The 12,339-nt window shown below is 70.0% G+C and carries 11 protein-coding genes; all 11 read right to left on the bottom strand.

Features of this window, described 5'->3' with window-relative positions; genetic code table 11:
- A partial coding sequence (guaA, locus tag ACTHMF_RS07130; protein WP_440316868.1) for a glutamine-hydrolyzing GMP synthase occupies positions 1–1,026 on the bottom strand: 1,026 nt, incomplete at its 3' end.
- Positions 1,027–1,051: 25 nt separating this feature from the next.
- Positions 1,052–1,501 carry a DUF3817 domain-containing protein gene (locus ACTHMF_RS07125; protein WP_314146810.1) on the bottom strand — a complete coding sequence of 150 codons (450 nt, stop codon included), beginning with the start codon at positions 1,499–1,501 and terminating at the stop codon, positions 1,052–1,054.
- A 4-nt stretch (positions 1,502–1,505) separates the two neighbouring features.
- Positions 1,506–2,354 carry an SURF1 family cytochrome oxidase biogenesis protein gene (locus ACTHMF_RS07120; protein WP_440316867.1) on the bottom strand — a complete coding sequence of 283 codons (849 nt, stop codon included), beginning with the start codon at positions 2,352–2,354 and terminating at the stop codon, positions 1,506–1,508.
- A gap of 24 nt (positions 2,355–2,378) precedes the next feature.
- On the bottom strand, positions 2,379–3,746 hold the full coding sequence (locus ACTHMF_RS07115) for a cation:proton antiporter (RefSeq protein WP_314146808.1): 1,368 nt from the start codon (positions 3,744–3,746) through the stop codon (positions 2,379–2,381).
- A 3-nt stretch (positions 3,747–3,749) separates the two neighbouring features.
- Positions 3,750–4,241 carry a cation:proton antiporter regulatory subunit gene (locus tag ACTHMF_RS07110; RefSeq protein ID WP_314146807.1) on the bottom strand — a complete coding sequence of 164 codons (492 nt, stop codon included), beginning with the start codon at positions 4,239–4,241 and terminating at the stop codon, positions 3,750–3,752.
- A 182-nt stretch (positions 4,242–4,423) separates the two neighbouring features.
- Positions 4,424–6,187: a glycerol-3-phosphate dehydrogenase/oxidase gene (locus tag ACTHMF_RS07105; protein ID WP_314146806.1), complete on the bottom strand. Its 1,764-nt coding sequence runs from the start codon at positions 6,185–6,187 to the stop codon at positions 4,424–4,426.
- A 34-nt stretch (positions 6,188–6,221) separates the two neighbouring features.
- A complete protein-coding gene (locus ACTHMF_RS07100; RefSeq protein ID WP_314146818.1) occupies positions 6,222–7,340 on the bottom strand; it encodes a GuaB3 family IMP dehydrogenase-related protein in 1,119 nt (372 codons plus the stop codon).
- 64 nt (positions 7,341–7,404) lie between these two features.
- Positions 7,405–9,093: an ABC-F family ATP-binding cassette domain-containing protein gene (locus ACTHMF_RS07095; RefSeq protein WP_440316866.1), complete on the bottom strand. Its 1,689-nt coding sequence runs from the start codon at positions 9,091–9,093 to the stop codon at positions 7,405–7,407.
- A gap of 94 nt (positions 9,094–9,187) precedes the next feature.
- Positions 9,188–10,690, bottom strand: a complete 1,503-nt coding sequence (guaB, locus tag ACTHMF_RS07090; RefSeq protein ID WP_440316865.1) for an IMP dehydrogenase — start codon at positions 10,688–10,690, stop codon at positions 9,188–9,190.
- A 79-nt stretch (positions 10,691–10,769) separates the two neighbouring features.
- Complete coding sequence (gene rarD, locus ACTHMF_RS07085; protein ID WP_314146803.1) at positions 10,770–11,705, bottom strand: EamA family transporter RarD; 936 nt, start codon at positions 11,703–11,705, stop codon at positions 10,770–10,772.
- A gap of 104 nt (positions 11,706–11,809) precedes the next feature.
- Positions 11,810–12,106, bottom strand: coding sequence for a co-chaperone GroES (groES, locus tag ACTHMF_RS07080; RefSeq protein WP_055894868.1), 297 nt, complete (start codon positions 12,104–12,106; stop codon positions 11,810–11,812).
- Between the last annotated feature and the right edge of the window lie 233 nt (positions 12,107–12,339).

Raw genomic sequence — 12,339 nt, 5'->3', positions numbered from 1 at the left:
CGTGCCCTGCACGAGGAAGTCGACGGTCTCGCCGTGGGCCTTCGCGTCGGACACGACGTCGAGGGCGGCCTGCTCGAACACGCGGATGAACTCGCGGCCGATGATCTTGCGCTTCGTCTCCGGGTCGCTGACGCCGGCGAGCGCGTTCAGGAACTGCTCCTGCGCGTTCACGGTCACCAGGCGGACGCCCGTGGCCGCGACGTAGTCCTCCTCCACCTGGCGCGCCTCGTCCTTGCGGAGCAGGCCGTGGTCGACGAACACGCACACCAGCTGGTCGCCGACGGCCTTGTGCACCAGCGCGGCGGCGACCGCGGAGTCCACGCCCCCCGAGAGCGCGCAGATGACCCGGCCGGAGCCGACCTGCGCCTGGATGGCGGCGACCTGGTCGGCGATCACGTTGCCGCTGTTCCAGTCGGCCGGGATGCCGGCGGCACGGTGCAGGAAGTTCTCGAGCACCGCCTGGCCGTACTGCGAGTGCTTCACCTCGGGGTGCCACTGCACCCCGTACAGCTTGCGCTCGTCGTTGGCGAACGCGGCGACCGGGGTGTCCTCGGTGGACGCGAGGACGTCGAAGCCCTCCGGGGCCCGGGAGACGGAGTCGCCGTGGCTCATCCACGCCGTCTGCTCCTCCGGCTGGCCGCCGAGCAGGCTGCTCTCGCTCGCGGAGCCGGGGATGCGGACGGCCGTCGAGCCGTACTCGCGGCGCCCGGTCTTCGCGACCTCGCCGCCGAGCGCGGTCGCCATCACCTGGAAGCCGTAGCAGATGCCCAGCACGGGGACGCCGAGCTCGAGGATGCCGGTGTCGAGGGAGGGCGCGCCCTCCTCGTACACGCTCGACGGCCCACCCGAGAGCACGATGCCGGAGGGCCGCTTGGCGGCGACCTCGGCCGCGGTCACGGTGTGCGGCACGATCTCGGAGTACACGTTCGCCTCACGGACCCGGCGGGCGATCAGCTGCGCGTACTGCGCGCCGAAGTCCACCACGAGGACGGGTCCGGCCGGGTTCGCCGAGTCGGCGCCTCCCAGCAGGTCGCTGAATGCTGCGTCGGTGCTAATTTGTCGCCTCCACGAGGTTCGCGGCCTCGGCCTCACGGCCGGCCAGATAGGTCTTGACCTGCTTGCTGATGCGCGCCTCCACGAAGAAGGACAGGAACGGCACGACGCCGCCGAGGGCGATCATGACGAACTTCGTGAACGGCCACCGCATGAGGCTCCACAGGCGGAAGTCGGAGAACAGGTACACCACGTACAGCCAGCCGTGCGCGATGAGGATGCCGGTGCTGAGGTCGATGCCGGTCGGCGCGACCGCGGTCTTCACCGGGACGAAGGTGAGCGCGCCGTAGTTGCTGAAGGCGAAGAGCTCGTAGCCGAAGCCGTACTTCACGATCATCTCCGCGCAGAGCAGCAGGAGCATGATGCCGGTGATGTACGCGAACACCTGGTAGAACCGCAGAGCGCCCCGGATCTTCGGGAAGTCTTCGAGTTTGGGGGCGAGGGGCATGAGGCTATTCTACTTTCCCCGCGCGGGCGGGTCCGCCCTGGGCCGCGGCCACCGCCTGCTCGGCCTCGGCGAGCTCGCGCAGCTCGTCCTCCTTCTGCTTGGCGTCCTTCACCAGGCGGTACCAGAGGAAGATCGCGAAGCCGGCGAAGATGATCCACTCGGCCGCGTAGAAGACGTTCAGCCAGTTCAGCTCGGTCTGCGCGATCGGCGGAGGCGAGTCGATGCGGTCGAGTCCGGCCGGCGCCGAGCGGTCGACCACGTAGGCGGAGTAGACGTCCATCCCGTCGACGCCGTGCCAGAGGTTGTAGAGGGCGCCGACGCCGAGCGTGCGCATGGCCGTCGGGTTCTTCTTGTCCGCGGGCACCTCGGGCTGCTCGTCCGGCAGGATGCGTCCGGTGACGCGCTGCTCCGACGCCGGCTCGTCCGCCAGGCGGGCCGCTGCGGCCTTCGCCGTCGCCTCGTCCGGCGCCCAGCCGCGCGCGACGGCGAGCGCGACCGGCGCTCCGTCGATCTGGACGGTCGCGTGGCTGACGACCCAGTAACCGGTGTGGCCGAGGTTGAGCCGGCCGTAGAGCAGCTCCTCGTCGCCCGGGGTGAACGTGGCCGTGAACGAGACCAGCTGGCCGACCGCCTTGTCGGTGATCGGTCCGCCCGGCTTCGCGACCTGCTCCAGCGGCAGCACCGTCTCGCTCGGCGCCTCGACCGCCTTGCCCGACTCGATGGCGCGCTCCAGCTGCCACTGGCCGAGCCAGGCGAATCCCGCGGCGAGCGCGAGCGCGAACACCAGCGCACCGATCCAGCGCGGGCGCAGCATCATCCGGAACAGCGTCGTCTCACCGCTGTCGTTCGCCAAACTACGGCGTGTATCGCTAATGGCTCAGTCCCGCTCTCGCATCTCACCCGAGTCCTGCTGCTGCATCGCCTGCTCGACGATGCGATCGACGGACTGGCGCGTCTCATCCGCGCTCGTTCCCTCGCGGCGCGTGTCGGAGTCGAGGTCGGCGGTGGCCGCCTCGACGAGCGCGATCTCCTCGTCCAGCATCGGGTCGCGCGTCTTCCGCCGGCTGCTCCGCTTGGGTTTACCGGTCCGTAGGATCATCGCACCGATCTTCTCGGAGTTCGCTGCGAGGATCGGGCCGAGAACCGCCATGATGAGCACGTAGAGACCCGCGAACGGCTGGATGCGCGGGTCGAGCCCCGCGCTGATCGAGAGCGTCGCGAGGATCAGCGCGAACTCGCCCCGGTTCTGCAGGATCACCGTGGTGTTGATGCCGGCCTGCGGGCCCATCTTGTTGATCCACGCGACGAACTGCCCGGCCAGGATGTTGAGCACGATCGTCATCCCCACCGCGGCGAGCACCGGCCCGAGCACCGACGGGAACTTGGCGGGGTCCAGCTCGAGGCCGAAGTTCAGGAAGAAGAACGCGGCGAACACGTCCCGCAGCGGGATCGCGATGCTCTCGATCTTGTTGCGGTACTTGGTCGCGCCGAGCACGAGGCCGATCAGGAACGCGCCGATCGCGTCGGTGACGCCGAGGATCTCGCCGATGCCGGCGAAGAGCACCGCCAGCCCGAAGAACAGGATGGTGAAGAGCTCGTCGTCCTTCGTGCGGAACAGCCGGGACACGACGCGCCCGCCCCAGCGCGCGATCGTGAACATGACCACGAGGAACAGGAACGCGATCGCCAGCTTGCCGACCACCGGCCAGAAGTCGGTCTCCCCGCTCAGCACCACCGACACGATCGCCAGGTAGATCGCGATGAAGATGTCCTCGACCACCGTCACGCCGAGGATCATCGGCGTTTCGGTGTTGGGCAGCCTGCGCAGCTCGATCAGGAGCTTCGTGACGATCGCGGAGGACGACGTCGCCGTCATGCCCGCGATGACCAGCGCCTCCCTGGTCCCCCAGCCGACCATGAAGCCGAACGCCAGCCCGACCCCCATGTTGATCAGGATGTACGAGCCGCCCGAGATGATCAGCTTGCCGAAGTTGCCGAAGAACTCGTCCTGGTCGAACTCCAGGCCCAGATTGAACAGCAGCAGGATGAGCCCGAAGATCGCGATGAGCTCGATGTAGTGGCTCTCGAAGTCGAGCGGGAACCACCCGGTGTGCGGGCTGGCGAGCAGTCCGACGATCATGTAGATGGGGATCGCGGGGAGACCCACCAGCTTGCCGAGGCGTCCGAGCACGTAGGCGACGAGCAGCAGGATGCCGAGAACGATGAGGTCTTCTCCGAGATGCATGGATCAGCCTCCCGGCGGCGCGTCGGCAGCGGCCCGCGCGGCGGTCTCGCCGGTGCGGAAGAACGCGAACGCCTTCGCCACCTTCTCCGGGGTGCCCGCGACGACGAGGGTGTCGCCGGGGAAGACCTTGAAGTCGGGGGCGGGCGCGGGATTGGCGGAGTCGCCGCGCACGACGGCCACGACGGTGAGCCCGACGAAGCCGCGGTCACCGGGCGCCCCCAGCTGCTGGCCGGCGATGTAGTCCTCGTAGTCGACGGAGAACCAGTCGATGCTGAGCCCGGGGATCTGGTCGAGGGCGGTCAGCGACTCGGTGATCTGCGTACCGCCGAGGAGCTCGGCGAGCGTGTGCGCTTCGTCCTCGCTGAGGCGCAGCGACACCTTGGTGACGTCTGCGCCGTCTTCGTGATCCGAGAACGTGATCAGGTCGCTGTGCCCGGACCGGTGGGCGATCACGCCGACTTTGCCGCCGTCGTCCGTGACGAAGGTGTGCAACACCCCGACCCCGGGCAGTTTGACCCGTCGAACGTCAACCATCATCCGTCTCCATCCGTCGCGGGCACTGCTCCCAGCCTACCGGAGGCGGCTGGACGGTCCCGGGGTGGGCGGAACGCGCGAGGGGCACGGCGCCGCGCGGAACGTGCGCGGCGGCGTGCCCCTCGACGGTGGGCCGGCGCGGCCTACGGGGTGGCCGTGCGGGTGACCTTCGCGGCCTTGGCCGCCTCGGCGTCGACGTCCACGATGTCCGGCGCCTCCAGGCGCACCCGGTCGGCGGACTCGTCGTCCGGCTGCAGCTGGCTCTCCCGCTCGGCGGCGACCCGTTTGAGGTAGGTCTGCACCTCGCGCTCCTCGCGCGCCGTGTCCCAGCCGAGGACCCCGGCCATCAGGGACGCGGCGACGGGGGCAGCGGAGACGCCGCGGTCCCACGCCTCGATCGAGATGCGGGTGCGGCGGGCGAGCACGTCCTCCAGGTGCAGGGCGCCCTCGTGCGAGGCGGCGTAGACCACCTCGGCGCCGACGTAGTCGTCCGCGCCGGGCAGCGGGTCGGCCAGCGACGGGTTCTCCCTGATGAGGTCGAGGATGTCCTCGGCCAGCGTCCCGTAGCGGTTCAGGAAGTGCTCGATCCTGGCCGGGTGCAGGCCGCTCTCCGTGGCGATGCGCGAGCGGCGGTTCCAGGCGGCCTGGTAGCCCTCCGCCCCGACCAGCGGGATCTCCATCGTGGTGCTCGCCGGGATCTTGCCGTCCAGCGCGTCCACCGCAGCGTCGATCGCGTCCTTCGCCATCACCCGGTACGTCGTCCACTTGCCGCCCGCGATCACGACCAGGCCGGGCACCGAGTGCGCCACCAGGTGCTCGCGGGACAGCTTGGAGGTCTCCTCCGACTCGCCGGCGAGCAGCGGGCGCAGGCCCGCGTAGACGCCCTCGACGTCCTCGCGCGTGAGCGGGACGTTCAGCACCTCGTTGACGTGCGCGAGCAGGTAGTCGATGTCCGCGGCGGTCGCGGCCGGGTGCGCCTTGTCCAGGTGCCAGTCGGTGTCCGTCGTCCCGATCAGCCAGTGCCTGCCCCACGGGATGACGAACAGCACGCTCTTCTCGGTGCGCAGCAGCAGGCCCATCTTCGACTGGAAGCGGTCCCGCGGCACCACCAGGTGGATGCCCTTGGACGCGCGCACCTTGAACTGGCCGCGCTCGCCGACCATCGCCTGGGTGTCGTCCGTCCAGACGCCGGTCGCGTTGACGACCTGCTTGGCGCGGATCTCGAAGCGCTCGTCGGTCTCCAGGTCGTGGGCCTGCACGCCGACGACCCGCTCCCCCACCTTGAGGAAGCCCTCGACCCGGACGCGGGTGGCGACGTGCGCGCCGTAGTTGGCTGCGGTGCGGGCGAGCGTCGCGGTGTAGCGGGCGTCGTCCACCTGGGCGTCGTAGTAGGTGATCCCGCCGACCAGCGCGTCGCTGGCGAGGCTCGGGATGGCGCGCAGCACCTGGCGCTTGCTCAGGTGCCGGTGGTGCGGGACGCCCGGCGGCCGCAGTCCCGTGTAGGAGAAGATGTCGTAGAGCATCATGCCGGCGCCGATGTAGAACCGCTCCCACACGCGCTTGTGCAGCGGGTAGAGGAAGCGCACCGGCTTCACCAGGTGCGGGGCGATGCGCTGCAGCAGCAGGCCGCGCTCGATCAGCGCCTCGCGGACGAGGCCGAAGTCGAGCTGCTCCAGGTAGCGGATGCCGCCGTGGACGAGCTTCGACGAGCGGCTGGAGGTGCCGGAGGCGAAGTCCCTCGCCTCCACCAGGCCGACGCTGAGACCGCGGGTGACCGCGTCGACCGCGCTGCCGACGCCGACGATGCCGCCGCCGACCACCAGGATGTCGAGCTCGGTCTCCTTCAGAGCAGCGATCGCGTCGGCGCGCTCGGCGGGGCCGAGCCTGGACGGGGATGTTGTCGCCATCGTTTCCTCCTCCCCGGCCGCCGTCGGCCGAGACCTAGTGCGTCTGATAGGGCGCGACGACCACCTCGACGCGCTGGAACTCCTTCAGGTCCGAGTATCCCGTCGTCGCCATGCTCCGGCGCAATGCTCCCACCAGATTCGCAGACCCCTCGGCGACCGGCGCCGGTCCGTACAGGATCTCCTCGAGCGGTGCCACCTGGCCGACCTGGACGCGGTTGCCGCGCGGCAGGTGCGGGTGGTGCGCCTCCGCGCCCCAGTGCCAGCCGCCGCCGGGCGCGTCGGTGGCGCGCGCGAGCGTCGAGCCGAGCATCACCGCGTCGGCGCCGCAGGCGATGGCCTTGACGATGTCGCCGGAGCTGCCGAGACCACCGTCGGCGATCACGTGCACGTAGCGGCCGCCCGACTCGTCCATGTAGTCGCGGCGGGCGCCTGCCACGTCCGCGACGGCGGTCGCCATCGGGGCGTGGATGCCGAGGGTGGAGCGGGTCGTGGACGCCGCGCCGCCGCCGAAGCCGACGAGGACGCCGGCCGCGCCGGTGCGCATCAGGTGCAGGGCCGCGGTGTAGGTGGCCGCGCCGCCGACGATGACGGGGACGTCCAGCTCGTAGATGAACTTCTTGAGGTTGAGCGGCTCCACGTTCTTGGAGACGTGCTCGGCGGAGACGGTGGTGCCGCGGATGACGAACAGGTCGACGCCCGCCTCCACGACGGTCTGGTACAGCTCCTGGGTGCGCTGCGGCGAGAGCGCGCCGGCGACGGTGACGCCGCCCTCGCGGATCTCGGCAAGGCGCTTGGTGACCAGCTCCGGCTTGATCGGCTCCGCGTAGATCTCCTGCATGCGGCGGGTCGCGCGCTCGGCGGGCAGCTCGCGGATCTCGGCGAGCAGCGGCTCCGGGTCCTCGTACCGGGTCCACAGACCCTCGAGGTCGAGCACGCCGAGGCCGCCGAGCTGGCCCATCATGATGGCCGTGGTCGGCGAGACCACGGAGTCCATCGGGGCGGCGATGACGGGGATGGAGAACTGGTACGCGTCGATCGTCCAGGAGACCGAGACGTCCTCGGGGTCGCGCGTGCGGCGGCTGGGCACCACGGCGACGTCGTCGAAGGCGTACACGCGGCGGGCGCGCTTGGCGCGGCCGATCTCAATCTCCATACTCACGGGTTCAGTCTATGACCCGGGCATCGCGCGGCCCACCCGGCCGCGCTCCCCGGGAGCGTCAGCGCGCCCGCGCCACCCGGGTCTCGTCCCACACCGGCTCGTCGGACTCGTAGACCTCGCCGTCCGCGCCGAAGACGAGGAAGCGGTCGAAGCCGCGCGCGAACCAGCGGTCGTGCGTGACGGCGACGACGGTGCCCTCGAAGCCGGCGAGCCCCTCCTCGAGCGCCTCGGCGGAGACCAGGTCCAGATTGTCCGTCGGCTCGTCGAGCAGCAGCAGCGTCGCGCCGGACAGCTCGAGCAGCAGGATCTGGAGCCGCGCCTGCTGGCCGCCGGAGAGAGACTCGAACGTCTGCTCGGCGGACGCGGCGAGCCCGTAGCGGTCGAGCACGCGGCTCGCCGCCTCCCTGGCCATGCCGTCCCTGCGGTCGTCGCCGCGGTGCAGGATGTCCAGCAGGGTGCGGCCGACCAGTTCCGGATGCTCGTGGGCCTGCGCGAACAGCCCGGGCGCCACGCGCGCGCCGAGCTTGGCGACGCCGGTGTGCGGCACGGGGGCGCCCGCCACCTCGGCCGCGGCCAGGTGGCCGGCGGCCGGGTCCGGGTCGGTGCCGCCTGCGGCGAGTAGCCGCAGGAAGTGCGACTTGCCCGAACCGTTGGAACCGAGCACGGCGATCCGCTCGCCGAACCAGATCTCGGCGTCGAACGGCCGCATCAGCCCGGTCAGCTCCAGGCGGCTGCACTCCAGCACGCGCCGCCCGGTGCGGGAACCGGTGAGCCGCATCCGCACGTTCTGCTCGCGCGGGCGCTCCTGCGGCGGTCCCGCCAGCTCGAACTTCGCCAGCCGGGTCTGCGCCGCCTGGTAGGCGGAGGCGAGGTCGCTGTTGTACTTCGCCTTCTCCTTGAACCGCAGCACGAGGGCCTTCAGCTTGGCGTGCTCCTCGTCCCAGCGCCTGCGCAGCTCCTCCAGCCGCGCCATCCGCTCCTCGCGGGCCGCGTGGTAACCGTCGAAGCCGCCGCCGTGCGTCCAGGTCGTGTTCCCGGCGGCGCCGAGCTCCAGCGTCACGATGCGGTCGGCGGCGCGGGCAAGCAGCTCCCGGTCGTGCGAGACGAGCAGCACCGTCTTGGGAGTGGCGCGCAGCTGCTCCTCCAGCCAGCGCTTACCCGGAACGTCGAGATAGTTGTCCGGCTCGTCCAGCAGCAGCACCTGCTCCGGACCGCGCAGCAGGGCCTCCAGGACGACGCGCTTCTGCTCGCCGCCGGAGAGGGTGCGGACGGCGCGGTATTGCGCGCGCTCGAACGGGACGCCGAGCGCGGCGACCGTGCAGTGATCCCAGAGCACCTCCTGGTCGTAGCCGCCCGCGTCGGCGTACTCGGCGAGCGCCGTGGCGTAGCGCAGCTGGGTGTCGGTCTCGTCGCGCTCGATGATGGCGTCCTCGGCCGCCGCGAGACGCTCCGCTGCCGCCCGGACGGCCGTCGGCGCCGCATGCACGAGCAGATCGCGCACGGTCCGGTCGTCGCGCACGTGGCCGACGAACTGGTCCATCACCCCGAGTCCGCCGTCGATCACCACGGAGCCGGCGTCCGGTTTGAGCTCGCCCCGGACGATCCTCAGCAGCGTCGACTTGCCGGCGCCGTTCGCGCCGATCAGCGCGGAGACGCGGCCGTCGCCGACGCGGAACGAGACGTCGTCGAGCAGCGGATGACCGTCGGCGAGCGTGTACGAGACGCCGGAGACGTCGATGTGGCCCATGCGTGGATCCTGACCTGGAGTGCGGACAAAGCCTTCCAGGATAGAGGAAACCGCCGCCCACGGGAACGCGGGCGGCGGTTTCGAGAGGACGGGCTCAGTGCCGGTAGTTCGGCGCCTCCACGACCATCTGGACATCGTGCGGGTGCGACTCCTTGAGCCCGGCCGGGGTGATCCGGACGAACTTGCCGCGCTCCTTGAGCTCGGGGACGGTGCGTGCGCCGACGTAGAACATCGACTGGCGCAGGCCGCCGAGGAGCTGGTACGCAACGGCCGAGAGCGGTCCGCGGTAGGGCACCTGGCCCTCGATGCCCTCGGCGATCAGCTGCTCGTCGCTCGGGACGTCGGCCTGGAAGTAGCGGTCGCGCGAGTACGAGGTCTTCTTGCCGCGGGTCTGCATCGCGCCGAGCGAGCCCATCCCGCGGTAGTTCTTGAACTGCTTGCCGTTGACGAAGACCAGGTCGCCGGGCGACTCGGCCGTTCCGGCGAGCAGCGAGCCGAGCATGACGCTGTCCGCACCGGCGACGAGCGCCTTGGCGATGTCGCCCGAGTACTGCAGGCCGCCGTCCGCGATCAGCGGGACACCGGCGGGGCGGGCGGCGAGCGAGGACTCGTAGACGGCGGTCACCTGCGGGACGCCGACACCGGCGACGACGCGCGTCGTGCAGATCGAGCCGGGCCCGACGCCGACCTTGATCGCGTCCGCACCGGCGTCGATGAGCGCCTGCGCGCCGGAGCGCGTCGCGGCCTGGCCGCCGATCACGTCGACGTGCGAGGCGCGCGGCTCGTGCTTGAGCCTGCTGATGATGTCGAGCACGCCGCGGCTCTCGCCGTTCGCGGTGTCGACGACGATCACGTCGACACCGGCGTCGATGAGGGTCATCGCGCGCTCCCAGCCGTCGCCGAAGAAGCCGATGGCGGCGCCGACGCGCAGCCGGCCCTCCTCGTCCTTGGTGGCGTTGGGGTACTTCTCGCTCTTGTCGAAGTCCTTGACGGTGATGAGGCCGCGCAGCTTGCCGTCAGAGTCGACCAGGGGGAGCTTCTCGATCTTGTGCTCGGCGAAGATCGCGACGGCCGCGTCGGGGTCGATGCCGACCGGGGCGGTGATCAGCGGCTGGCGGGTCATCACGTCGCGGACCAGGGTGGTCGAGCGCTCGAACGGCGACACGAAGCGCATGTCGCGGTTGGTGATGATGCCGACGAGCGTGCCGTCGGCCTCGACGACCGGCAGGCCGGAGACGCGGAACTGCCCGCACAGGGTGTCCACCTCCTCCACGGTCGCGTCCGGGGTGGTGGTCACGGGGTTCGTGATCATGCCGGACTCGGAGCGCTTCACCTTGTCGACGTGCGACGCCTGGTCCTCGATGGAGAGGTTGCGGTGCAGGATGCCGATTCCGCCCTGGCGCGCCATGGCGACGGCCATGCGCGACTCGGTGACGGTGTCCATCGCGCTGGAGAGCAGCGGGGTGGCCATGGTGATGCGCTTGGTCAGGCGCGTCGAGGTGTCAACCTCGCTCGGGATGACGTCCGTGTACCCGGGAAGGAGCATGACGTCGTCGTAGGTCAAACCGATGAATCCGAACGGATCCGCCTGATCCATTTCACCCCTATCTAGAGTCGCCGCAAGTGTGGATGTCTCATGGTAACGGCAGAAGCTGGGGGCGTATTCCGAGCGCCGGCTACTCGACGGCCGCGAGATCGAGCTCGGCCTGCTTGCGGCCCTGGCGGGCGGCCACGATCATGTCCACGCTCAGGATGGCGAGGGCGAGCCAGACGATACCGAAGCCGATCCAGCGCTCCGGCGGCATGGCCTCGTGCAGAACGACGACGCCGACCAGGAACTGAATGAACGGGGCGAAGTACTGGATGAAGCCCATGTAGACCAGCGGCAGGCGCCGGGAGGCGGCGGCGAAGAACAGCAGAGGGACGGCGGTGATCACTCCGGCGCCGACGAGCAGCACGGCGTGCCAGGGCCCCTCGGTGCCGATGGTCAGCCCGGCCGTGACGCCGACGACGATCAGCTGCACGATGGCGACCGGGGTCAGCCACATCGTCTCCAGCGTGAGGCCGGACACCGCATCCACCCGGTCGCCGACGCGCTTCTTGATGAGCCCGTAGAAGCCGAACGAGAACGCCAGGATGAGCGCGATCCAGGGCACCTGGCCGTAGCCGACCGCGAGCACGATCACCGCGACGACGCTGACGCCCACGGCGACCCACTGCGCGATCCGGAGCCGCTCGCGCTGCACGATCACGCCGAGGAACACGGTCACGATCGGGTTGATGAAGTAGCCGAGCGCCGCCTCCACGACGTGCCCGCTCACCGTCGCGAGGACGTAGGTCTGCCAGTTGACGTAGATGAGCGCGCCGGCGAGGCCCATCGTGAACACCACTCGGCGGTCGCGCAGCAGCCGGCCGAACGCGCCCCAGGTGCGGGTGACCGTCAGCGCGATGGCGCAGAAGGCCAGCGAGAAGACGACCCGCCAGGCGACGATCTCCCATGCCGACGCCGGCACGAGGGAGAGGAAGTAGATCGGGAGGATGCCCCACAGCACGTAGGCCGAGATGGCGTAGATCAGTCCGGACTTGCGGTGCTCGGTGAGGGGCTGTGACACTCCGACGACACTACTCCGGTGCACGGACATCCGGCGCACGAGGCGGGGACGACGACGGCCCGGATGCGAAACGCATCCGGGCCGTCGTGCGAAGAGTCAGCGGGTCAGCGGACCACGACCGCGAGCACGTCGCGAGCCGACAGGACGAGGTAGTCCTCGCCGCCGAACTTGACCTCGGTGCCGCCGTACTTCGAGTAGATCACCTTGTCGCCGACGGCGACGTCGAGCGGCACGCGGTTGCCGTTGTCGTCGATGCGGCCGGGACCGACGGCCACGACCTCGCCCTCCTGGGGCTTCTCCTTGGCGGTGTCGGGGATGACCAGACCGGAAGCAGTGGTCTGCTCAGCCTCGACCTGCTTGATGACGATGCGATCTTCGAGCGGCTTGATGGAGACCGACACGGTTGACCCTCTTTCTTTGGTTAACGCAGTCTTTTGAGCGAAACGCTGGGTTAGCAAACTCGTAGTGAGAGTGCTAACACGAGTCTAGGGGGTGCGTTAGCAGTCACGCAACGTGAGTGCCAAGGGTAGCGTTGAGACCATGGAACGGTCCGAGCTGGTCGCACTGCTGAGCCCCGAGGGGCTTCGGCTGCTCGACTCCCTTCCCCCGTACCGCAGCGAAGGGGACGTGTTGC

Source organism: Leifsonia sp. (assembly GCF_051955155.1).
Classification (GTDB): Bacteria; Actinomycetota; Actinomycetes; order Actinomycetales; family Microbacteriaceae; genus Leifsonia.
Note: the sequence above shows the minus strand (reverse complement) of the source record. Positions and strands in the feature narration are given on the sequence as shown.

Excerpts from the sequence above, each read along its gene's own strand:
- ACTHMF_RS07125 (WP_314146810.1), bottom strand. The coding sequence starts at position 1,501 with ATGCCCCTCGCCCCCAAACTCGAAGACTTCCCGAAGATCCGGGGCGCT.
- ACTHMF_RS07115 (WP_314146808.1), bottom strand. The coding sequence starts at position 3,746 with ATGCATCTCGGAGAAGACCTCATCGTTCTCGGCATCCTGCTGCTCGTC.
- ACTHMF_RS07105 (WP_314146806.1), bottom strand. The coding sequence starts at position 6,187 with ATGGCGACAACATCCCCGTCCAGGCTCGGCCCCGCCGAGCGCGCCGAC.
- ACTHMF_RS07100 (WP_314146818.1), bottom strand. The coding sequence starts at position 7,340 with ATGGAGATTGAGATCGGCCGCGCCAAGCGCGCCCGCCGCGTGTACGCC.
- ACTHMF_RS07095 (WP_440316866.1), bottom strand. The coding sequence starts at position 9,093 with ATGGGCCACATCGACGTCTCCGGCGTCTCGTACACGCTCGCCGACGGT.
- guaB (WP_440316865.1), bottom strand. The coding sequence starts at position 10,690 with ATGGATCAGGCGGATCCGTTCGGATTCATCGGTTTGACCTACGACGAC.